The 23836-nt window shown below is 34.6% G+C and carries 23 protein-coding genes; 3 read left to right on the top strand and 20 right to left on the bottom strand.

Annotated features, from left to right (window positions below; translation table 11 throughout):
* Positions 1-159: 159 nt before the first annotated feature.
* The 4 genes from HUW50_RS16510 to HUW50_RS16495 form a co-directional block, all read right to left on the bottom strand.
* Entirely contained in the window at positions 160-1449 is a 1290-nt protein-coding gene (locus HUW50_RS16510; RefSeq protein ID WP_066325261.1) for an ABC transporter substrate-binding protein, read from the bottom strand.
* A 517-nt stretch (positions 1450-1966) separates the two neighbouring features.
* The gene (locus tag HUW50_RS16505) at positions 1967-2224 is read right to left on the bottom strand and encodes a GlsB/YeaQ/YmgE family stress response membrane protein (protein WP_066325260.1); all 258 of its coding nucleotides are present in this window, start codon (positions 2222-2224) and stop codon (positions 1967-1969) included.
* 136 nt (positions 2225-2360) lie between these two features.
* Positions 2361-3032, bottom strand: a complete 672-nt coding sequence (locus tag HUW50_RS16500; RefSeq protein WP_066325258.1) for a TrkA C-terminal domain-containing protein — start codon at positions 3030-3032, stop codon at positions 2361-2363.
* Between the two features lie 63 nt (positions 3033-3095).
* The gene (locus HUW50_RS16495; protein WP_066325256.1) at positions 3096-3365 is read right to left on the bottom strand and encodes a hypothetical protein; all 270 of its coding nucleotides are present in this window, start codon (positions 3363-3365) and stop codon (positions 3096-3098) included.
* 196 nt (positions 3366-3561) lie between these two features.
* Between HUW50_RS16495 and HUW50_RS16490 the strand changes: the two genes are divergently transcribed.
* Positions 3562-4500 (top strand): magnesium transporter CorA family protein, encoded by a 939-nt coding sequence (locus HUW50_RS16490; protein ID WP_066325254.1) that lies wholly within the window; start codon positions 3562-3564, stop codon positions 4498-4500.
* A 47-nt stretch (positions 4501-4547) separates the two neighbouring features.
* On the opposite strand, the gene HUW50_RS16485 is transcribed toward HUW50_RS16490, so the two are convergent.
* The 11 genes from HUW50_RS16485 to HUW50_RS16440 all read right to left on the bottom strand — a co-directional run bounded on the left by HUW50_RS16485 (position 4548) and on the right by HUW50_RS16440 (position 15264).
* Positions 4548-5732, bottom strand: a complete 1185-nt coding sequence (locus HUW50_RS16485) for an MFS transporter (protein ID WP_066325247.1) — start codon at positions 5730-5732, stop codon at positions 4548-4550.
* 176 nt (positions 5733-5908) lie between these two features.
* Positions 5909-6979 (bottom strand): mannonate dehydratase, encoded by a 1071-nt coding sequence (gene uxuA / locus HUW50_RS16480; protein ID WP_066325245.1) that lies wholly within the window; start codon positions 6977-6979, stop codon positions 5909-5911.
* Positions 6980-7103: 124 nt separating this feature from the next.
* On the bottom strand, positions 7104-7214 hold the full coding sequence (locus tag HUW50_RS27575) for a glycoside hydrolase family 2 protein (RefSeq protein ID WP_396652640.1): 111 nt from the start codon (positions 7212-7214) through the stop codon (positions 7104-7106).
* Positions 7215-7510: 296 nt separating this feature from the next.
* Positions 7511-9037: a response regulator transcription factor gene (locus tag HUW50_RS16475; protein WP_066325243.1), complete on the bottom strand. Its 1527-nt coding sequence runs from the start codon at positions 9035-9037 to the stop codon at positions 7511-7513.
* Between the two features lie 11 nt (positions 9038-9048).
* A complete protein-coding gene (locus tag HUW50_RS16470) occupies positions 9049-10281 on the bottom strand; it encodes a sensor histidine kinase (protein WP_185653050.1) in 1233 nt (410 codons plus the stop codon).
* A gap of 116 nt (positions 10282-10397) precedes the next feature.
* Entirely contained in the window at positions 10398-10811 is a 414-nt protein-coding gene (locus HUW50_RS16465; protein WP_185653049.1) for a hypothetical protein, read from the bottom strand.
* A 33-nt stretch (positions 10812-10844) separates the two neighbouring features.
* The gene (locus tag HUW50_RS16460) at positions 10845-11729 is read right to left on the bottom strand and encodes a carbohydrate ABC transporter permease (protein WP_066325240.1); all 885 of its coding nucleotides are present in this window, start codon (positions 11727-11729) and stop codon (positions 10845-10847) included.
* Between the two features lie 22 nt (positions 11730-11751).
* Entirely contained in the window at positions 11752-12627 is an 876-nt protein-coding gene (locus HUW50_RS16455; protein WP_066325237.1) for a carbohydrate ABC transporter permease, read from the bottom strand.
* A gap of 87 nt (positions 12628-12714) precedes the next feature.
* A complete protein-coding gene (locus HUW50_RS16450) occupies positions 12715-14019 on the bottom strand; it encodes an extracellular solute-binding protein (protein WP_066325234.1) in 1305 nt (434 codons plus the stop codon).
* Between the two features lie 250 nt (positions 14020-14269).
* On the bottom strand, positions 14270-14680 hold the full coding sequence (locus tag HUW50_RS16445) for a hypothetical protein (protein WP_066325231.1): 411 nt from the start codon (positions 14678-14680) through the stop codon (positions 14270-14272).
* Between the two features lie 383 nt (positions 14681-15063).
* Positions 15064-15264, bottom strand: coding sequence for a cold-shock protein (locus tag HUW50_RS16440; protein ID WP_066325229.1), 201 nt, complete (start codon positions 15262-15264; stop codon positions 15064-15066).
* 382 nt (positions 15265-15646) lie between these two features.
* On the opposite strand from HUW50_RS16440, the gene HUW50_RS16435 reads away from it, so the two are divergent.
* The gene (locus HUW50_RS16435; protein ID WP_066325227.1) at positions 15647-16438 is read left to right on the top strand and encodes an HAD family hydrolase; all 792 of its coding nucleotides are present in this window, start codon (positions 15647-15649) and stop codon (positions 16436-16438) included.
* Between the two features lie 346 nt (positions 16439-16784).
* Positions 16785-17894: a GerAB/ArcD/ProY family transporter gene (locus tag HUW50_RS16430; RefSeq protein WP_066325221.1), complete on the top strand. Its 1110-nt coding sequence runs from the start codon at positions 16785-16787 to the stop codon at positions 17892-17894.
* A gap of 83 nt (positions 17895-17977) precedes the next feature.
* On the opposite strand, the gene HUW50_RS16425 is transcribed toward HUW50_RS16430, so the two are convergent.
* The 5 genes from HUW50_RS16425 to aepX all read right to left on the bottom strand — a co-directional run bounded on the left by HUW50_RS16425 (position 17978) and on the right by aepX (position 23834).
* Positions 17978-18763: a DUF2935 domain-containing protein gene (locus tag HUW50_RS16425; RefSeq protein ID WP_185653048.1), complete on the bottom strand. Its 786-nt coding sequence runs from the start codon at positions 18761-18763 to the stop codon at positions 17978-17980.
* 219 nt (positions 18764-18982) lie between these two features.
* Positions 18983-19381, bottom strand: a complete 399-nt coding sequence (locus HUW50_RS16420) for an NUDIX hydrolase (RefSeq protein WP_066325215.1) — start codon at positions 19379-19381, stop codon at positions 18983-18985.
* On the bottom strand, positions 19368-21224 hold the full coding sequence (locus tag HUW50_RS16415) for a 2-aminoethylphosphonate aminotransferase (RefSeq protein WP_066325205.1): 1857 nt from the start codon (positions 21222-21224) through the stop codon (positions 19368-19370). The genes HUW50_RS16420 and HUW50_RS16415 overlap by 14 nt, the downstream gene beginning before the upstream one ends.
* Positions 21217-22353 (bottom strand): phosphonopyruvate decarboxylase, encoded by a 1137-nt coding sequence (aepY, locus tag HUW50_RS16410; protein ID WP_066325200.1) that lies wholly within the window; start codon positions 22351-22353, stop codon positions 21217-21219. Before aepY ends, HUW50_RS16415 begins: the two co-directional genes overlap by 8 nt.
* Complete coding sequence (gene aepX / locus HUW50_RS16405) at positions 22350-23834, bottom strand: phosphoenolpyruvate mutase (protein ID WP_066325198.1); 1485 nt, start codon at positions 23832-23834, stop codon at positions 22350-22352. The genes aepY and aepX overlap by 4 nt, the downstream gene beginning before the upstream one ends.
* Positions 23835-23836: the final 2 nt, after the last annotated feature.

Genomic DNA, 23836 nt, shown 5'->3' with positions numbered 1-23836 from the left:
TTGTTCACTTCTAAATTTGAGGCCACGCTTCTCTTCCCCCTTTTAAGTAACATCTTAAAGATGAGAGACTGATAAATAACCAGTCCCTCATTTTTGAACTTTTAAACTAACGATATATAAAATGCTTACATAAATCTTTTTTCGCTTCCTCTTTTCCTATTAGCGAGCTAATTCACGTTCAAGTTGTTCCATTGCTTTATCCCAGCTAGCATCTGGTTTTGCTTGCCCGTCCTTCACTCGAGTAATGGCATCACCGATAATTTGCTCAACTTGGATAGACTCTGGTCCTTCAATGATAGGTTTTACATTTTGAGCAGCTTCTGCGTAAATTTTTCCTACAGGCGCGTTATTAAAATATTCACTAGTAAAACTCTGAATTTCTTCAGAATCGTAAATACCAGGTGTAGAAGGGAAATTACCAGATTCCTTAAATGTTACTAATTGTTGTTCAGGTGATAACAGCCACTCAATTAGTTTATATGCCTCTTCAGCATTCTTAGATTGTTTTGGAATGGTTAGGAATGAACCTCCCCAGTTACCTGATCCTTCAGGAAGTAATGTCATATCCCATTTTCCTGAAGCATCTGGTGCAGTAGCTTTCATGGAAGTCATCATCCATGCAGGAGCAAGAATTGTTGCATAATCACCATTTAACATTCCTGTTCCCCACTCTGATGAAAATTGTTCAAATCCTGCAGTTAAATCTTTATCAATAATCTCCATTGCAAAATCATATGCTTTTTTGATCTGAGCATTATCTTGTACAATGATATTTCCGTCTTTATCATAATACTTTTCGTCACCTTGTCCCTCCAAGACAGTATAAGCGCCATTAGGAGAATCAATTAATGCCTTACCTGTTTTTGCTTTAATTTGTTCACCAACTTTAAGGTAGTCATCCCATGTGTTAAACAGTGCTGCTACTTCCTCACGATCTGTTGGTAAACCAGCTTGTTCAAAAACATCTGCACGATACGCCATTGCTTGTGGCCCAATATCTGTTGGTAAACCTAGCAAGTGTTTGCCATCTGCAGTTAATGCTTGCTGCCATTTCCAGTCTAAATAATCGCCTTTTACATCTTCTGCCCCTAAATCAAGAAGGTTATGAAAGTGATCTGGATTCGCTTTCATTTTATCGATTCCTTTTACTTCAATAGCAGAGATGTCAGGAGCACCACTACCTGCAGCCAACGCAGTAGTTAAGTTACTATGTACATCTTCAAATTCTGATGTTTGTATATCAACTTCAATATTATTATCTTTTGCATATTGTTCAATCTGTTTTTCAATCCCCATGTTTGGCCATATCCAAATCGTCAGCTTTGTTTTTCCACCACTTTCTTTTTCATCACTAGATGTGTTGTTACTACTACAAGCTGCAGCACCAAATAAAAGCATGACACTAAACAAGAGTAGGACTAACTTTTGCACCCCAAACTTTTTTACCATACCAAATTCCCCCTTCTCCCCTTAAGTTTAACCATTAAACTAACTTACTTGTCTTTAATTATATTCTGATAATTCGCCATTGTAAATATTTTTGTAAGGGTTTTCATTTTACAAGCTTCGACTTATTTCTACTATCTCCAACAATAATTGACACGTATTTATTATCTTTATTAGTTGGTTGAGTATTTAACAATACAAGGAAGGAGAATTATGTAGTTTATTGTAAGTTGATGATGAAAAATTATTTAAGAATAGTTGGAATACGTTTTTTGAGTTCCGAAGACAGGTAGTAGAGATAAAACGATTAAGTAAGATGCAACTAAAAATTCGAAAATGTTCTAATTCATACTCTATATTGCACAAAAAAACTGCGTAAGTGTTTCATACCCAGTTGTAATGAACTACTATTATTCAGATGTCATAGAGAAGCTAATGTTAGCAAAAAAGGGTCAGATCCCAAAATGATTGGGTCTGACCCTAGTGTAAGTTGCAAAATTATTATTATTCTGATAAATCATTATGAAGCGTGTTTTCGCATGTTTTTCATAATAAAGCTAACAATGAATACTAAGATGATCGCTCCAATTAATGCTGGAATAATATAAAATCCACCAACCTCTGGTCCCCAGTGTCCAAATACAAGTGAACCAAGCCAAGCCCCAATAAACCCTGCAATGATATTACCAATAACTCCTCCTGGTATATCCTTACCTACTATTAATCCAGCTAACCAACCAATTATACCTCCAATAATTAATGCCCAAAGAAATTCCATCTTCAACACTCCTTTTATATTTTAGATTTAAATTTATGTTGTTGATAGTTAAATACCCCTTCTCTTAGGTCCTAAACTATTATTCTAAAAAATTTTTAAATAGATTTGTGATTAGAAGAAATGAATAACCTAGTTACTATTTTTCTTTTGTGAATGTCTTTTCAATTACTTGTTTTTTCCCGAATAAATAAAGCTGATCACCTGATTGTAATTTTGTTTCCTCAATATTTTTTCGAATCTTTACATCCTCTCTTTTTATCATCAAGAAATCAAAATCGACTGAATCTTGCTCTTTTATGATCTCTGTCATTTTATTATTAATAAGAGGAGAATCACTTTTTATTTGAAATTCAAATACTTGCTCATCCTCTTCCTTTAACGAGACTTCCCTAATTGGTAATGTAGTCGTATCTTCTTCGATTTCTCTACTTTTATATTCAAGTTTATTTAAGAGGAATTTCTGAACAAACGGTGCTTTTAACATACTAAAAACACAAATAACAAATGCTGCTATATAGAGGATGGCTCTTGTTCTTAGATCATCCTCTAAAAGACTACTAACAGAAGAGATAATAACCGCTAAGGAAAATGCGCCAAACAAGATTAAAAAGATTCCAAGCTTTCTTCGGAATGGGTGGGATAAAATGAACTCTGATTCACCTGTTGTATATCCTGTCCCCGTCATCATGGAAATAACCTGGAATCTTGACACCTTCTTCTTTAGTCCAGTTAAATGAAATAAAATCACGTGAATTTCAATAACCGTCATAATTATTGCAAAATAAATGAGTAAAAATAGTAGTGTCAATACATTCACCCCACAAAAATTGGTTGGGATTATTTGCATCCCAACCAACTAATAAACAGTTTATTACTGCTTCTTCTCATTGTAAAATTTTACAGAGTACATAGCACCTTCACTTACCATATTATTATCCTCTAGATCATAAGGATGTGGATGGCCCCCTTTTTCAACTGGAAGACTTTCACAATTATCAATTGCTGAAGGCTTCACTTTACGCTTCCATTCCCGTAAAGTATTTTCCACTTTTATACGATTTGGTTTTGATGACACCCAAAGTGCAATAGATGTTCCCATTCCAACGGCCATGATAGATTTAATCCCAATTATACGTTTCATAACACTCACTCCTCTTTAAAATAGGATTTTGTGAAACAATATTTATAGCCTTTACCATTTTGCAGGTGTAATTATTTATCTTACATACCCTTTTCAAAACTAGTAAAACATTTTTCTATTAAAAATTTAAAGGTTTTAAAGATATAGAAATCGGGCATTATCAACATTAAAAGTCTAACCATAAGTAGGGATTAAAATGGATCAAAAAAACTGGAAGTGGCACAGATTCACTAATAGTGAAGATGTGAAGAAAATGCAGCAATTTATTAATGTTGGAGAGAGCCATTTCATAAGTAAATGGCTCAGTGAGATTAATAGTAACAAATCAAATTGCATAAAAATTGAACAAATCAACGAAGATAACTATCTGCTTAAAGGAGCGCTCGTTTACGACCAAAATTTCAATGATGAACGTGAATATAAGATCTTTCATTTTTATCTAACGACAGAAACATTTATTACAGTTGATTTAGACCTTTCTATCTTTAAAAATAGTGATATTGAACAGATCCTACGTCACATTAGTAATTCAAAAAATCCTATTGAAGGATTCCTACTAATTTTAAAGGAAATACTTGCTGAGTATTTAATCAAAATTGATGTTTTTGAAGGAGAGCTACGTGAACTTGTTTGGGGAATTCACAATAAGAATAAAACGAGTATCCTCGAAAAAATTTATAAACGACGACATGATTTACTTGTTTGGAGTAATTTGCTCATTCCGATAAATGAGCTGATCATGGCAATAGAAGAAAGTTATCTTGATGTAATACATAATAATAAAATTTTTATGCGTACGGATAAACGGATAAAAAGAGCGCTTTATTTAATTAATGAATATGAGCATGAGGTTGATGCAATTATTAATTTAGAGGAAGTCATTTCTTCACATCGCGGAAATGAAATAATGAAAACATTAACTGTAATGACGGCTATATTCACTCCTGTTATGGCATGGGGTGCCCTTTGGGGGATGAATTTTAAATTTATGCCTGAACTAGAATGGAAATACGGATATTTTGTTTCCCTATTAATAATCACAATCTCGATGGTTTCTGTGTATGTCTACCTTAAAATGAAAGGTTGGACAGGTGACCTTTTAAAAGGGAAGAAAAAAGGGGCATTTTTCAAATAAATTATAAGGGACAGTCCCTTTGTTGTTGGGGACTGTCCCTAGCTTATCTAACTAGCTCCCTCTACACCTTTCATTTGCTTTAATCCTGCTTTTCTATCTTTCAAGTAAAACAGAATAAACCCAATCATTCCTGTAAAAGCGGATCCCGCTAATAATAGATATAAGGTTGTTCCGCCATAATTTTCAAACACAATACCACCGATCGATGAACCGATAATTCCGGTTATTCCAAAGGAGATTCCGACAAATACCATATGTCCGGTTGCCTGCAATTCTTCTGGAATGGCTTTATACAAATACTCAAGTGCACCTAAAAAGGCAATAGCAAAGCAGATTCCATGGAGGATTTGAATAGATAATAGCATGGTCGGATCTTCTACAAATGCTGTTAAAATCCATCGGACACTGTAAAGAAACCCAGCGATAATCATATAAATAATCGGACTAGAGGATCTAAACCACCTGCTGCTTAAAAAGAATAATAGCGCCTCACTTGAAACACCAATGAACCAAATCCAGCCCACAAGCATTTCATTTCCTCCTAGATCAAATAAATACAAGCTAATAAAGGAATCACTAGTCCTATGTGTAAGCATTATTAGTGAAATCAAGAAAAAGAATGCTAATAGTGTCGGATCCTTAAATAGTAGACCAATATTTTTATAGTTTACTTTTTTATTTCCTGCCTTAGCATCTGATAATAGCAATGCTAACAAACATGTTACAATCGCAAATACTGTAATTGGAATCACTAAAAACCCTATGCCAAACTTAGAAAGTAAAAACCCGCTAACAAGTGAGATTAAAGCAAAACCAATTGATCCCCACATTCGAATGGAACCAAATGTTACGGAATGAAGCTGAGATAGTCTTTTCCCAAGATTGTCTGCAAGGGGAATAATTGGTGAGAAAAAGAAGAAAAAAACTGAGCCTACAATAAGTACCCAGAGAAAAGAATCGATTTGAAACAACCAAATCACACTAACAACTAAGCCAAGTAAGCAAACAAACAGTATTTTTTTGACTGTTTTGTATTTATCGCTCGTATATCCCCATATTGGTTGAGCAATAAGACCAACAAATGGACCTATCGCTAAAAACCAACCGATTTGTGAACTCGTAAGTCCTTTGTTCTGAAAGTAGATTGGAAAAAAGCTGATCACCATTGAGGAAATGGCGCTAATAAAAAACATAAATAGCCTTAAAGGGAAAAGCGGATTTTTTGTTAACATTTGAAAACTTCCTTCGAGTTTAAATAGTAAGTATTAATATTGTCGTTTTATCTATTTTTAAAGTAACCGAATTCTCATCTATGATAAAAAGCATAACATATAAAAAGACACTAGGAAATATTGCATTTTCATCTAGTGTCTTTTTAATTCATTTCAGAACTTCTTATTTAATTACCTTATCTTGATTCCTTTATTCTTTCTAAAGTATCCCATATCCCCCAAAGATACATGATTCCTAAAGCACGATCATAAAGCCCGTAGCCAGGTCGGCATTTTTCTCCCCAAATATGTCTACCATGATCAGGTCTGACATATCCTGTGTAACCAACTTCATGATAAGCTTTGACAATTTCATTTATATCAACTGACCCATCACATGAACGATGAGAAGTTTCAACAAAATCACCATTCTCAAATACTTTTATATTCCGAATATGGGCAAATGGGATTCTATCTGCAAATTCTCTGATCATTTCAGGGATATTATTACTCGGATTAGCACCTAGGGAGCCACTACAGAGAGTAACCCCGTTGTAAGGACTATCTACTAAATTTAAGTGCTTACGGATATTTTCTTTATTTGTAATAATTCGCGGAAGACCAAATATAGACCATGGTGGATCATCAGGATGAATCGCCATTTTTATATCATGTTTTTCTGCTACAGGGATAACTGACTCTAAAAAATACGCAAGATTGTTCCAAAGCTTTTCTTCTGAGACGTTTTTATAGGCTTCAAAAAGATTAGACAAATCTTTTAATCTTTCTGGCTCCCACCCTGGCATTTTATATTCCAAATTGTTTGCATTTTGGTTTACAAGTTCAAATGGATCGATATCCTTTACCTTTGCATGTTCATAAAATAAAGCTGTAGAACCATCACTTAATGGTTTATATAAATCTACTCTAAACCAGTCAAAAATCGGCATGAAATTATAGCAAATAACCTTTACTCCAACAGCAGCCAGCCTTTCTATGGTTGTATTATAGTTTTGAATATACCTATCTCTCGTTGGTAATCCAAGTTTTATATCTTCATGGATATTTACACTTTCCACTACATCAATATTTAGGTTAAACTTATCTGCCTGTTCTTTTACTTCTAAAATTTTCTCCATTGGCCATTCTTCACCTACCGGGATATCATGAAGAGCCCATACAATTCCTTCTGTTCCAGGGATCTGTTTAATATCCTGTAAAGATATCGTATCATTTCCTTCACCAAACCATCGAAAGCCCATTCTCATGCTTGTACCTCCTTATTTATAGTTAGAGACTAGTGAGTTATCTTGTCTACAAATTGAATCTCCTAGTTTATTTTGACAAAAACATCTTTTTAATTGAACTACCATTTAATATATTTGTTCACTATTAATTGCAGTAATTATTATCTTCTTCCAAATGACGTAATTGAATCGATTTTGTTTCGCCTGGAGATAAATTAAAGAAGTTATCTGAACATTGAACTTCACTTTGTAAAATATCAATAATTTAGTGGTATATCAGGATCATGATCTAAAGACGCCATAACTGGATCAAAAATTTTCTTTGCATAATAGAAAGAAGCCTTTGGTAATTATTCATAATTAATTAATAACCAGCTTGTTCTTGGCAAGCAATCATTGTGATTACAAATAAGTGCCTCACAAGTACATGGCTTATTTCCACGGTGTGTTCGATGCTTAACTTAACTCCTCCTCTCTGCCTGTTTGAGCATAGAATAATTCATGATTCTTCTATATTCGATGGTATGCCTGTGAATCCTTCCCCAGTTAGCTTTAACTATTGAAATCAGTTACTATCTTCCGGTATTTAGTAGGGGTAATCGTAGTACTTTTTTTGAAAATATGAACAAAATATTTATAATCCTTGTACCCAACCATTTCAGCAATCTCAAATACACGAAAAGGTGTTTCTTTTAACAAGACTTTTGCTTGGTTTAGACGAACATCATGTAAATAATCGTTAAAATGAGTCCCTGTTTCTTGTTTTATAAGTTGGCTAAAATAATTTGGAGAAACATTTATTACATTTGCTACTTCAGACGCTTTTAGATCACTTGCATAGTTCTCTTTTATATAATTAACCGCTTTCATAATTAACCAATGTTGACCACCTTGTGTTGTAGATTGAAAACGAATGTAATCTTCAATGTCTTTCATAAATAGGCACTTAATTGCTTTATAAGAATTATAGATTGTTATATTAACGTTTTCCGAAAATCTTAAATACTGGTATTCCGGTAGATTAGTAAATAGTTTCTTTTCTAGCTTTTTTAGTACATTGACAACATCGTTCAATAAACACATTTGATTTTTCTCAAAATGAGTAAAAAGATCACCAATAATCTTTTGAATTTCTGGGTGTTCATCACTTAGCATTTTGCTCAAACATTTTTCAAATCTTGTTATTTCAAGATCAGTTATATGTGTTGGTAGTGTTTTAGCGTGATACACCTTTTCTGGTATACAATGTACAATTTCTATTCCTTCAGTAACGAGCTGATAAGATTTCAAAATATCATGTGTCTCTTTTCCCAATGACGAATAGCATCCACTTAAACTAAACCCTAATTGATTACTAACTCTTTCAACGACTTCATAAAAGAGTTCAGCAAAATCACTTAGATCGTTCATCACTTTACAACAGGTGAGTAAGCGATTTTCATCCAAAAATAGTGATACAGACATTAAGCCCTTTATTCTAAGCTCCTCACTTATTTTGGATTTCCATCTCTGTTTTAAAAGTTTCCGGTCGTCTTCATTTACTTGCGAGATGGTTGAATCATAGTCGTCTATTTCACTACAAAGAAACTGATATCCGCTGAAATTATTGTCTTTTAGGTTTACATTTATATCCACTTCCTGCCCCATAACAATTGAAGAAAGCAGTTGCTTCATACTGAAAATCGATGCTTTATCTCTTTCCTTTTCCATTTCTTTTTGGATCACTTTAACTAGTTTCATCAGTTCATCAATATCAACTGGCTTTAATAAGTAATCACTTACTCCCAACCTTATTGCACGTTTTGCATATTCAAACTCATCAAACCCACTAATGATAATCATGCGAATATGTTGGAAACGCTTTGCAACCTTCTCTGCTAGCTCTAATCCATCCATTACAGGCATGTTTACATCCGTTATAATGATATCAACATGGGTCTCTTCTAATATGCTAAGTGCTTCTTCACCATCGTACGCCTCACCAACCACTTCTACACAAAACTCATCCCATGGTACTGTCATTTTCAACCCTTGGCAAATGATTGGTTCATCGTCTACGATCAACAGTTTTAGCTTCATGTTGTTTTCACCTACACCTTTTTATCCAAGCCGTTTTCTTGATAAGGAATCATAACTCTGACCCACGCACCAGGAGAGTCTTTTAGAATGATCGAAATTTGCGCATCATCTCCAAATGCTAAATATAACCGATCTTGAATATTACTCAGCGCGTATCCATTTCTTATATACGCTTGAAAATCTTCACTTGGAAACCCTTTTCCATTATCAATCACATCAATGATGACCTTAGACGCTTCTCGAAAACAACGAATATAGATATGCCTCGAAATACGAAAATTTTCAAATCCATGATGAATACTGTTTTCAATGAGAGGCTGAATCATTTGTTTTAATACTTTTGCTTTAAGTACCTCATGATCACAATAAAATGTAAATGTTAAATGATTTCCCAACCGACCTTTTTGCAGTTCTAAATATATTTGACTATAGGTTAGTTCATCCTTAAGAGAAATCCAGTGATTTCCACGATTTAAACTAATTCGGAACATTTTTGATAACTGTTCAATTAATTTGCTCGTTTCCATTGCATGTTCAAGTCTTGCAGTCCAGCGAATCATATCTAGTGTGTTATAAAGAAAATGAGGGTTGATTTGGCTTTGTAATAATTTTAATTCAGATTCTCTATTTCTAATTTCCATTTTATATTTACTATCGATTAGAAATCTTATCCGGTCGACCATTTGATTGAACCTATAACCTAATAAGCCAATTTCATCACTTGACATATCAGGAACCCTAGCAAAAAAATCTCCTTTTTCAACTCGTTGAGTTTGGTTTGTTAAATAAAGAATGCGCTTAATATTAAAATGATAAAAGCCAATCATCGCGAGTATTCCTAATAAGGTTAATACTATGATCATCAATTTAATCGAAGCTTGTAGACCTGTTAATCCTTCTGCAACAGATTCCTTGTCAACTAAAGCAACTAGTGATAAATTCGTACCAGTTAATGGCTGTGTTACAACAGTAAAGTCTTCTCCACTCTTCTTATAATTAATAGCCCCTACCTTATCATCAATTTTTTTGATAGATACCAAGAGAGCTTTATCAGGATATTTCTTACCAATGTATTTTTGATTATAATGAAGAACAACATCGTTATTTTGATCTAAGACAAACATTTGTTTTTTTCCGCGTGAATTCGTTTCGATTAAATCATATAACTTACTAGCATCAAGCCGGATCGTTACCAAGCCAATTGGGCTAGACACATTATTGATGTCATTTATGACACGAAACAAGCTAATCACCTTGTTTTTTCTATCCCAATAGTCAGTAACGGTATATGCCCCACTCCATTGCACCATACCCTTTAGGACAATGGCTTTACTTTTCCAAACTTTCTCATCAGATGAAACTAGAGGGGGCCAATATGAAACCGATTTTCTTTCATACCTTCTATGGTAATTGAGTCCATGTACGGCTTTGAATTGAGATGAAAAACGGAATACCCATTTATACGATCCTCAATATTATTTAATGTGATTCTATTTTGAGCTGTATTACTAGTATTAAAAAAACTTCTAAAATCCTCACTATAAATCATATAAGAAGAAATATCCTCGATATCCTGTAGAACAGCAGATAAATTCTTTCCAGTTTTTTCTAGATGACTTTTTGTGTTATCAATTGCTTGCAGCTGGATGGCATGATTGGCTTTGGAATTAATAAACAAACTAAATGCCAGCATTGGGACAATAATTAAGACAATGAATATAAATAAAAACTTCCAAATAAGTTTCCAATTAGAAAAGAACAGGAGCTGTTTCATACAATCTTCCTCTTATACTTGTTTTCTATTAGATTACCCTTTTACTGCACCAGCTGTCATCCCTTTCACGAGATGTTCTTCTAAAAGCATATAGATAATAATGGTTGGAATAATCGCAATTGTAAGTCCTGCCATTTGTGCACCATAATTTGTTGTAAACTGTCCAGCAAAATTAGCTAGCCCTAATGGAAGGGTTTTAAGTGCTTCATCATTAATAAGCACTAGTGCAAACGAAAACTCATTCCAGTTATGAATAAAGTTTAAAATGACAACTGTTGCAATTGCCGGCTTTGTCATCGGGAGTATGATTGACCAAAAAATGCGAAATACTCCACATCCGTCCATAATTGCAGACTCTTCAATATCACTTGGAAAAGCCCTCATAAAACTAACTAAAATAAAAATCGTAATCGGTAGATTAAAGGCAATATAGGGTAAAATTAACCCGATATGTGTGTTTAGTAATCCGATATTCTTCATTAGGATAAACATGGGTACTAATGTTGCATGAATCGGTATTAGCATTCCAAAAACAAAGAATCCATACATTGCCTTTCCCCACTTATACGTAAAACGAGCGAGAAAATAAGATGCTAGGGCACCTGCAAATACTGTGATAATAACCGCTGCAACAGATACAATGACACTATTTAAAAAATACGTATCAAGTCTTGCGGTCTCCCAAGCAGTTTTATAGTTTTCAAACATCCATTGCACCGGTAATCCAAAAGGATTTTTCGCAAAATCCATATTGTCTTTAAATGAATTTAGGAACATCCACAAAATAGGATAAGCATTTATTAAAGCATATACACCTAGTAGAAGATAGATAATCGTCTTTTTCGAGACCTTTTTTGCCTTCAACGTTCGATCTTCCACACTGATATTTCTCTGGTTATAGATAATTGTTTGTGGCATAAGTAACTCCTCCCCTCATTTTCTACTCGGATTTTCTTCTTAGAATGAGTGTTGATAAATAGACGAGCCCTAAGCTAAAGAAGAAGATAAATAATGATAACGTACTTCCATATCCATATCGTGTGGAAGAGAATGTTTGATCAAACATATACATAGCTAAAACCTCTGTTGAATGACCTGGTCCCCCAGCTGTCATGACGTAAATTAAATCAAACGTCCGCAAGCTTCCACTAATACATAAAATAACAGCTACAATGATTGTTTCTCTCATCATTGGGAGAGTAATATGCAACGTTCGTTTAAATCCAGAAGCACCATCAATCTCAGCTGCTTCATACAACTCTTGTGGAATATTTTGCAATGCAGCTAAGAAGATAATTAAATATAGACCAACAAACTGCCAAATCATTGTGATACAAACGGAAATCATCGCCCATTTTGGATCTCCTAGCCAGTTTTGGGTTAAGTTTTCTAATCCAACTCCTTCAAGCATCTGGTTAAACAACCCTCGTCTAGAGTTATACATCATTCCCCATACTAAAGAGATAATGACAGTTGAAATAACGACAGGCATGAAGCCAATTGTTCGAAATAATTTTCCGCCCTTCATTTTTCTATTTAGCAAAAGAGCAAAAAATAATGCAATTGGAACCTGACCAAAAACAGATGCCACGACAACAAACAGGTTGTTTTTCAGAGCCTGCCAAAAAATCGGATCAGATAATGCCTCTTTAAAGTTACCTAATCCAATAAACCTCATTTCGGTAAATCCATCCCACTCCATCACAGAATAATAGAAAGAGATAATAATAGGGATAATCGCAAACAATACATATATGATGAAAGCAGGAGCTAACCCGATAATAGCTGGCCATTTATTTCTACTTAATAAATGCATGAAATTCCCTCCTTTTTAAATGCCCGTTAAGAATGGGGAAAAAGAAGGAAATCAAGTATTACGATAACTTGATTCCCTTATCTTCATTTACTTCTGTTTATCCACTGCTGCTTGGAGCTTTTCAGCTAGTTCTTCTGGTGTCAGCGTCCCAATTGAAACTTCTTGAAGTCCGGAATTGATCGCATCTGTAACATCTACCGGTACAGTTGCATCGTAAACAGGTGACGTTTGTTTACTAACGATTTCAGATACCTCTTTTAATGCGTCACTTACACCCTCAGGAGCTTCAATGTCAGCTGCTACTAAAATATCTGCTTTCATTAAATCTGAGTAATATTCTTCATCATAAAAGCTTTTCAAAAATTCCTGTGCAGCTTCTAATTTTTCACCTTCAAGCTTGCTATTTAAAGAAATCCCTGTCCCAGTTACTGCTGAAACAGCCTCTGGATTTCCGTCTCCACCTTCAATGGCTGGAAATGGAGCAATACCAAGATTTTCATCATCTTCCATTGCTTCTAATAATGGTCCAAGTGACCATGCTCCATCAATCATCATAGCAGCTTCATCTAATACAAATAGGTCACGATGCTGAATATTGTCTATGGAGTTAAAATCTTCATTAAACGCTTTCATATCTGCCAATTCTTTAATTACACCAACTGCTCTAACAAATCTTTCATCCGTAAATTTCTTTTCTCCATTTAAAACAGAAGTTAAGAAATCACTGCCAGTCATCCGATCTCCAATTGTTGAGATATAGCTAGACTGTAGCACCCACTGTGCTTTATTTCCAAGTGCGATCGGAATGATATCTTTATCCTGAATTTTAGTTACTAATGTTTTAAATTCTTCATATGTTTTTGGAAACTCATCATAACCTAGTTCAGCTAGCATGGCTTTGTTGTAATAGACAAGGCTTGTAGGTGTAACGTTAGCTGGTAATGCATATTGTTTATCCCCAACCTTATAATCACCTAACATCCCTTCATTAATTAATCCATCCCAATGGCTTAAAATATCATCGATCGGTTGAATCAGTTCACCATCAACTAATGGTGTTAATTCCGCACCTGGGAATACTTGAATTAAATCTGGAAGCTGTTGACCAGCTGCTTGTGTTTTCACTTTTACCTTAAATTGATCATGTGGTATGTTTTGTTGCTTAATGATGATATTAGGATGTTCCTCCATAAATTTTTCTACTTGTTTCAAACTTGCTTCATTTTGAGGTGATGGCTCAGTCCAGATGTTCCAAAATGTTAATTCAATCTTTTCCCCATTTTCCTTTGAACTACCCGAAGACTTTTCATTACTATTCCCAGAACATGCTGTCATGATAGATAAAACCATGATCATGAGAATAACTAAAGCTTTTATTTTGAGACTTTTCATAATTCCTTACCCCCTATGAACTGTTTGTATCATTCGTACAAATTAATTGTAAACGCTTTCTGTTAGATGGATAATCCCAAAATTTTAAGAAACTATCCTAAATTTTCACACAAAGATCGGAAAAAGAGTATTAAATTTTCACATAGATTAAAAGTGATTAGTCAGTTACAAAGTTTTTTCAAAATGAAAATAAGCCCTGTACGTTACAGGACTTGTTTGTTTGACCTATTATTAAAGACAATCTCCATCCCTACTCACCCGATGTGTTTAATGTTTCCTTTTCTCTTATATAGTTTAGGTAGTTTGTCTTATCCTCAAGTTCTCGTTCTAGGTAGCCGAGATAAGCAAATAGTAAGCTAATATCTTTTGATAAATTTCCATCATGATGGATATATTTTTCTCTAATTTTTTTAACTTCCTTTTTCACAATCCATCGTTCACTTTTATCCTCTTTTTCAACAATGTCGAAGCCCACTACATCCTCTGCTGGAATAAGCTCGATTCCCATAAAACGTTTCACTGGGTTCGCCGAACTGTTATTTATCATATAAACAAACTTTTCAGCTTCTAGCTCAGAAATTGCATCTGGATGAATTTTAATTGATTTTGGAATCACATCTTGATTGACGATAAATTCCTTTAATTGGTCAACTATCTTCATTTTCTTGCCCCCATTCAATAACTCTACATAGTACAACCTATTCGATGGGGCGATAAATAATAACTTGCAAATAATGTTCCTTAGGAAGCTGTTTTAATCACTTGAACCAGTTGCCAACGTTTTTTACCAACTTATTCAAGTATTAATTTAAAAATATAGTCACATTTACAAAACAAATTTATTAAACAGATCATTTGTATAAGTCAAAATTAATGGGGGTATAATGTAAATAAACCTTTTTCAATACCTGTTTTGTAGATGGATTCTCCACTGGGGGCTGGCTCATATCTTGAGTCAGCCCTTTTGTCTTTACACTTTTAATATTAATGGACATACAAAAACAGACCCTATTGTGAGGGCCTGTTTGTATGGTTCATTTGGTTTTATATTTTTTGAACGTTCGCAGCTTGTGGTCCTCTGTTTCCTTGCTCAATATCAAAAGAAACTTCTTGACCTTCATCTAAGCTTTTGTAACCTTCTCCTTGAATTGAAGAAAAGTGAACAAATACATCTTCTCCACCTTCAACTTCAATAAATCCAAAACCTTTTTCTGAATTAAACCATTTTACTTTTCCTTGTGCCATTAACTATTTCCTCCTAAATCAATCAAAACACGTTTGATGATAATTTCGATTACTATTATACCCGCCAGGAAACATAATAAACCTAAATTTGATAAAAATTTTTATTTCATTAAAAATAGGATATTTTCGCAAACTTTTTTTTGCTATTTACCTAGTAGTGTAGTGTGGTTGATTTCCGCTCCAATCAACCTTAATCAGTTTTCGCTTCAAAACAACAATTTCTTAGAAAAGTGCCTGAAAATAAGAACAAAACTCAAGTGTATAATCCTTCTAATATCCATAAATACACATTCCTAAAGTCTGGAAACTTTCACTTATGGGATTTTTTATGATAAAATTTGATTATAGAATGTAAACAAATAATAAAGAGCTGGAGTAGATAATGACTAATTATAAAATTTTATTTCTAGACATTGATGGAACCATATTAAAACCTGATGATACTATCGAAGATTCAACGAAGCAAGCTGTAGCTGAGGTAAAGCAAAAAGGGATCGAGGTTTTTCTAGCTACTGGTAGACCCTTGCATGAAATTGATCATATTGCAGAAGAGTTGAACATTCAATCCTTCATTGGCTATAATGGTGCATATGCGATTTATCAAGGAAAGGATATTTTCAAGTCACCAATGAGCGCAGATTCGGTTAAAAGCTTTGTCGACATTGCAAAAAACAACGGACATGAGCTTGTTTTGTACACTCATGAAAAAAATATCTTTTCAGATCTAGAAAGCTCTGTTGTACAAGAGTTTATTCACGCATTTCATTTACAGAAAAATGACCATTATTCTTTAGATGTTATTAATCAAATTCTAGGTATTACGCTAATTAATTTAAGTGAAAACGAACCTGCACTTTATGAAAAAAACGATCACAATATTCATCTATCTCAAGTAAATGTTGATGGATTACGTCATTGTTTTGACGTGATTAGGGATAATGTCAACAAAGGTATTGCCATTCAACACATACTTGAACTTCTCCAGATTCCTAGAGAATCATCGATTGCATTTGGCGATGGTATGAACGATAAAGAAATGCTTAGCTTTGTAGGTGAAGGCTTTGCAATGGGAAATGGGCACCCTGATCTGTTTCAGTATGCAAAGCACAAAACAACAAAAGTAACGGATTCTGGTATTTATAATGGGTTGAAATCACTTGGCCTTGTTAACTAAGAACAAAAGCGCAAGCGCCTTAATCAGCCCCCCGAGAGGCTAGGGGCTGGAGCTAGAAACCAAAAATAAGTACAAACTTTTATACTTTCTTACCTTTGAACAAAAAACCCTCACTTCTATTATAAGTGGTCATTGCCTTCTGCCATTTTCATAACAATAAAAAACAGTGCAATTCACTTATGAATTGGCACTTTTTTTATGAATCAAGAAAGTATTTCAATACACTTTTTAAAAGAGCTATATATATGTCACTACCCTACTGTATATCATTTCCTTTAATGTACATACTATTAAAATGTGAAAAAAGGTTAAGAATATTTATCATTCACTTTTATAGGGTGATCAAATGGGACAAACAAAAATAAATGCTCTTCAGCTATTTTATGTCATAGTTGGCTTTCAAATAGGAAACACCTTAGTTTACGGATTAGGAGGCGGGGCAAAACAGGATGCTTGGCTTGTTACTTTTACTGCGATGCTTGGTGGTTTAATCTTAATGTTTGTCTATATAAAATTAGCATCCTATTATCCAGAGGATACATTGCTTCAAATGATCCCTAAAATAATCGGTAAATACCTTACCTATCCGTTTATTTTAACTTACATCATCTATTTTACGTATCTAGCTTCAAGAGCTTGTCGGGATTTTGCAGAACTCATCGCAGCAACAATCTTAGTTGATACTCCATTGGTCTTTGTCATTGGAAGCTTTATGGTATTAATGGTTTATTGTCTAAGAGGTGGAGTGGAAACCTTCGGGAGAATGGGAGAAGCTGTGTTTCCAGTTTACGTCATGTCCATGTTTGTCATATGGATTCTATTATTTAGTGTAAAAGAATTCACTATTAATAATTTGACACCAATTTTAGGAAATGGACTGACCCCGATAATAAAAGAGGTATTCCCAACCGTATTAACCTTTCCTTTTGGAGAGTCGATCATTATTATGATGTTTTTTCCATTTTTGAATAATAAAAAGAATTTAATAAAAATTGGAATGGCAATTGTTCTAACTACAGGTGTTTTAATGACACTAAATTTAATCATGACCTTAGCCGTTTTAGGCCCAGAAATATATAGTCAGGATTTCTTCCCTCTTCTTTCGGCAACTCGAATGGTGTCGATCGCTGATTTTCTTGAACGATTTGATGCTTTAATTATTTTAATGATGGTAGCTGGGGTGTTTTTTAAGGTCGGGGGCTGGACATTTGGTGCTGCAATTGGGATTTCTCACCTGTTTAAATTAAAACAGACTAAATCAGTATTCCTTGGATTAGGTACCATTATCGTTCCACTTGCAATCGTATCTTCGCCAAATCAGGTAGCATATAATGAATTGGGATTGGACTTTATCACTTTATACGTACATGTACCTTTGCAAATTATGTTCCCGATTTTATTGCTTTGCATTGCATTTATTCGCAAAAAATTCAGCTCTTCCAAAAGTCAATCTTAACGATACAAAACACCGTACAAAATATCATTTCGTATTTAGAGATGGGGTTGCTGTAGCACCCCACCCTCATTTCAACTGTTAGTTTATCTTTTCAAACTAGCTTCAAATAGATCAATGATTTCCAAAAACCTTTCAGCTTCTCTAAATGTATGGTCCGCTAAAAGTGGATGAATGTTGCTTTTGATACGACATTCTTCTATCAATTCTCTTGCTGTTTTCTTAAAATCCCTTAAAGAAGCAACTGATACTTTATTTTGGTTTAAAAACTGACTTAGTAAAGGCTTAGTTTCAGATTGAGGTCTCATTGAATCCAAATCTATTGCCTGAAAGACTAATTGGTCAAAGTCATGACTAAATTCTCTAGCCTGTTCTACTAACTTTCTTTCCGAAGGGTCTAAAAGATGCCCTATAAATTTTGCATGGTCTGCCATGATTTTAAGAAAGAATACATTTTCTTCGATAATTGCTTCTGGTTTTGGATCTAGTACTCCTTGATTAAGTTCCTTTAATCGATTGGCAAAATAAGCTGCTTCTCTACTAATATGATCTACCAATAAAGGGTAGTTATTTGATCGAATTTCACAGCGTAAAGTTAAACCCAATACTTTTCTCTTATAGCTCCATATTGCAGCTGCAGCTTGGTAAACCTCGTTATTAAAAGACTGGATTTGTTGCCAATCAGAATTTATCGAAAAATTAGTCAACTTTTCCTCTATTCTTTCAAAAAGCGTGATAAAATGTTTTGCTTCATCAATTAATTGTTTCTGTTCATAAGTAAAACCCAAGCTCAAAAATAATGCATGCTCTTTCATAATCCTAGACCAAAATTTTATTTCATCTAATGACCTAGCAACAATCGGATTAGCCATATTGACCCCTCCTATTTTCCTAACATTCCTTTAATATAAATATGTTGAGTTTAATTGTCCTAATACAAACTTTCTATGTATATTCCTTCTTCAACTAAAATTCTGATTTTCCCCCTTAACAAATTAATAAATAAAAGCAGTCCAATGAATACAAGTTTTGGACTGCTAATTGGTATGTTATTTAATATTTTGTACCCGAAAACCGAAACCGTTAATAATCTATCGTGTAATAATCGAAGGGATTTCTTCATCATTTAAACATCGAAAGATTCGTTCTTTGAAATGCTCTATTGAGATCATATTCATAACTTCATCAAGAGGATAGTAGCCAACATCCTCTGTTTCGTAAGAGCTTGTAAGCTTTCCGCTAACTGGTCTTCCTTTAAACAAAAAAACACATGTTGTTCTTTCTATATCCTGCTCTAATCCTAAAAACTTCATCAGTTCGATGTTAATTCCTGACTCTTCCTTAACCTCTCTTATTGCAGCATCTTTGATTGCTTCTTCATCTTCAATAAAACCACCAGGGAATTCCCAGCCTCTCCGACTCTTAACAAGAAGAAATTCATCTTCAGCATTTATTACCATGACAGCAACAGCTACTTTATATCGTTTCATGTTTATTCCCCTCCCTCAGCCATTCGAGATATCGTTCAAGTAGTCTGATAAACCTCTCAATGTCCAGGTATGAAATGTCGCCTATATTCGCAATTCGGAAGGTTTGTAGCGTGTTCACTTTTCCAGGATAAATCGTAAAACCATTTCTGTAAAAATAATCATGCATCTCATTAAAATCATAGGTTGGCTGGGAAGGTTCGATAATCGATGTGATGATTCTAGAATGGCTATTTTTATCAACAAGATGCTTCAATCCTAGTCGACTAACCCCTTCTATTAATGTTTCCCATGATTTTGTATATCTTTTATAGCGCGACTGAATTCCTTCCCATTTTGTTTCAAGGATCGCTTGCTTTAAGGCATAAAGAGTTTGTACAGGAGGAGTAAATTGCATTTGATTTGTTAGTTTAAAATAATGATATTGTGTAAATAAATTTAGATACACATTACGCTGTTTATATTGCTTTGTTTTTTCTAATTGCGCTTTATCAGCAATGACAAATGAAACACCCGCCATACCTTGAAGGTTTTTATTTGAGCTTGCAGCAAGATAGCTTATATTCATTTTGTTCATATCGATTGGGATGGCTGCAAAGGAACTCATTGCATCAACGATCATCGATAATTTATATTTTTGGCACAGCTCTCCAACAGCTTCAAGATTATTTAATAGACCTGTTGATGTTTCGCAATGAACAACGGCAAGATGTGAAAGTTTTGTTGGGACATTGTTAATAAATTGTTCAAGAGAAGATAGATCAATTGCTTCATCAACAGGACTTGCATATTCAAAAAATTCAAGCCCATATACATCAGCAATTTTACACATGCGCTTACCATATGCCCCATTATTAATAATCAAAATAGCTTGATCATCAATTACTGAGCTTAGGATGGATTCAACTGCTGCTGTACCAGATCCACCAAATAGAACTGTTGTATATTCCTCTAGATTCCCAACAAACTCTGTTAATTCATTTGAGATAAATTCCATAACACGACCGAATTCTTCTTCTCTCGGACAAATATCCTCTACAACTTGAGCATACTTCACAGTATCTGTTGTTGTTGCCGGTCCTGGATTTAATAAGATCGTTCGGTTAATGGACTTCAAAACATTTTCCCTTGCCTTTATTAGTGGATAAATAAACTGAACAGCTCTCGTCCAATGTCCCTCGTCATCAACCTCACACCAAACGAGATCGTTTTCTTGATGCACATAAAAAGGAATTTGATCTGCAATTGCAACAATTCCATTTTCATAATCCATCTTGTGAAAATTAGGAAGAAGCTCTATATGGCTGCATATTTTTTGAAAGGTTGAATAAGAGAGCTTCGTTATTCCAACTAGCTCTCCAGATATGTTCATTAAATCCGCTTTCGCTTTCGACATGTTGACAAGATGATGTTTTTCATCTATTTCAATTAGAACCTCATCACCTGAGTCCGTTAACTTACTTGATAAAATAACATCCTTATATCCATGATTCATTAAAATAGATAATGCAGACCTTTCATAGATTAAATCTGATTCAACTAGTAAAAAGTCTTCGTTTATAACATCCTTCAACCTATATAGCGTATACATGCTTCCTGTGGTTTCAAAGTCTGGATTATATACACATTGAATTTGCTCGTATTTGTAAGCAAGTTTTTCATATGCTTCCTTCATAAAACCTGTGCCGATGAAAATTTTCTTAATTCCAGCAGTTAACATTTTTGAAATAGAATGTTCAATTAAAGGTATTTCATCAAGTTGTAAAAACCCCTTAGGATTGTACCCAGTTCGTTCACGAATTCGACTCCCCATCCCTGCTGCTAATATAACGGCTGTTTCAATCATCTAAAAACACCTGCAATCGCTCTTTGACTTCGAATGGCTTGATCGTTGGACGTCCAAGTCCTTTTTTAGAGCCTTCTGCAATTTTCATATATAAAAAGGTCAATTTTTGATGTTGTTTCCACTCCTTGATATACTCCGATAATTCTGCAAGTGTATGAACATAGATTGACTGTTCATATTTACATGCTGCAGCTGTATCAACAAAATCAACATTTGGTGATACAGTGAATTGTCCCCCCGTTGAGTCATGTATATGGTTATCAAGCAGTATATGAAGAAGATTATTTGGAGAATAGTAGCCATTTGTTGCTAAGTTGCCCATCCTCATAAGGAGTGCTCCATCACCATCCAGAGCAATAATTGCCTTTTCTCTTCTTACTAGAGCTAAGCCTAAACCAATTGAACTAATACAGCCCATTGATCCTACCATGTAAAAATTATTCGGTGTATCTTCTACATCATACAACTCTCTACCTAATTTTCCTGTTGTCGCCAAGTGAATCGTGTTATCATCCCTCAAGGCTGATATGACTTGCAATGCTTCGTATCTTGTTGGTTTTTCATCATCAAACACTTTCTCTCGTTTAATTGCTTGTATTGCCTTTTGTTTATTCAGTTGTTTATCCTGAAGGGTAACAGGCGCGAATGTTCCTTTTTTCACAATGAAAAAATATGGTTGATTTTGTTCGATACATTGATTTGCCCACTGAATCTGTTGTTTTGCATCATCAATGTTTGAGGATAAATAATCCCATTTAATTTGCATTAAATTTAGCATTTCTGGTGTAATCTGACCCATTAATTCATGCTGTGGTTCATCAGGGAATCCTGGTTCTCCCCTGAGGCTTACGAAACCTAGGATTGGAATTCGAAAGGGGTGAATGAGAGATGTTAACGGCGAAACGGCATTGGTTAATCCTGAATTCTGCATAAGTACAACAGACTTTTTTCCACCAATTGATGCTCCAGCAGCAATCGCTACAGCGTCCCCCTCATTGTTCGCCATGATAAATTCACATTCATTAATCGCGAAGTTTATAAGACTCTTTAAATATGAGCAAGGTACTCCGCTATAAAAATCAAAACCTAACTCTTTTAACAAAGAGCCAAACTGTGCGGTGTCCATCATACTTGATCACCTGCTTTTAGGTTCTTTTCATAAGCCTCCAAATCTAGCCAAGATCCTTTAATATAATTTATTGTAATCGGATGTAAAGTTAAAACATGATTTAACAAATCACCTATCGTTAGGTCAATACTATTTTCCTTATTTATTAGATCTTCTAATGCCCCCTTAATTACAGCTGCTCCTTTTTCGGACACCTTCCATAAGCCGATAAACTCACCATGAATATCATCCATACCTTCCTTATTTGCCATCGCTACTAAGTCTACTGTTTTACCGTACAAATACTTTGAATAAGGTTGAGATGCAGAAACAAGCTCCCGCTTTTCACCTGTTTTTTCAATGTCAGCGTCTACAACAATCGCAATTTCGTTATCCATTTCGATTAGATCTTGGAGAATATAAGATTTGTAGATGATATCATTGTAGCTAATGATCGTATTCTCACCGATATGATCCTTGGCGTTATAAAGCGATAGTAATTCTCCAGTATCGCCTTCAATTGTTACGATGTCTTTCACACCACACTCTTTAAATTGATCGATTTGCTCTGTTATAATGTGATTTGCAGTGGATTGTCTGGAAAGAATCATCGCATTTGCATTTTTCTGTGAAGAGGAGAGATACCTTTTCTCTGCAGCAGCAAGCTCTTCTTCTCCTTGCAATCGGAACACTTCATTTAATGGAGCAACTGCCTTTTCGACATGTAACAAGCTATCATCATGAAAAATTCGACTTGAGGTTTCTTGCATGGACTTAATGGAAGCACGTAGATTGTGATTAGCCCAGATTGTCAAACTGACACCCAATTCTCGAAATAGGTCTGTGGGAGTGGTATAATATTTCGTCGGAACAATGATAACAGGATGTCGATTTCCCCATTCCTTCATAAATGCTTCAATTTCTTGTGTATCCGATCTTTTACTATGCATGAGAATTGCGTCTGCCCCAGCTAGTCGGTAGGCTTCGGCACGCTTTAATGCTTCTTTTAATCCCCAGCCAGCAATAAATGCTTCAACTCTTGAGACAACAACAAAATCTTCATCCTTTTGCGTATCCTTCATCGCTTTTATTTTCCCGCAAAACTCATTGATATCAGCGAGGGGTTGAGCCTCACCTCTAATAAATGAATTTGTCTTCGGAAAAAGCTTATCCTCAATACATACACCAGCAATGTCTCGTTGCTCCAATTTTTTCACTAATCTTCTTGCATTGTTAAAGTTCCCGTAACCTGTGTCACCATCAAGTAGAATTGGAATGGTTGTCACATCACTCATAAATTCCAACACATCTAAAACTTGTGTCCAGGAAGCCTCATTGTTATCACGAACACCTAATGCCGCAGACATTGACAAACCACTTGCCCATATTCCTTTAAAACCAGTTTCCTCCACGATCTTCGCAGACAAGGCATTATGAGCCTCCATAATGGATTCAAGCTGGTTACTCTTTATTAACTTTTTAAGTTGTGTTGTTTTCTTCATCG

The organism is Metabacillus sp. KUDC1714, from assembly GCF_014217835.1.
Lineage (GTDB): Bacteria > Bacillota > Bacilli > Bacillales > Bacillaceae > Metabacillus > Metabacillus rhizosphaerae.
Note: the sequence above shows the minus strand (reverse complement) of the source record. Positions and strands in the feature narration are given on the sequence as shown.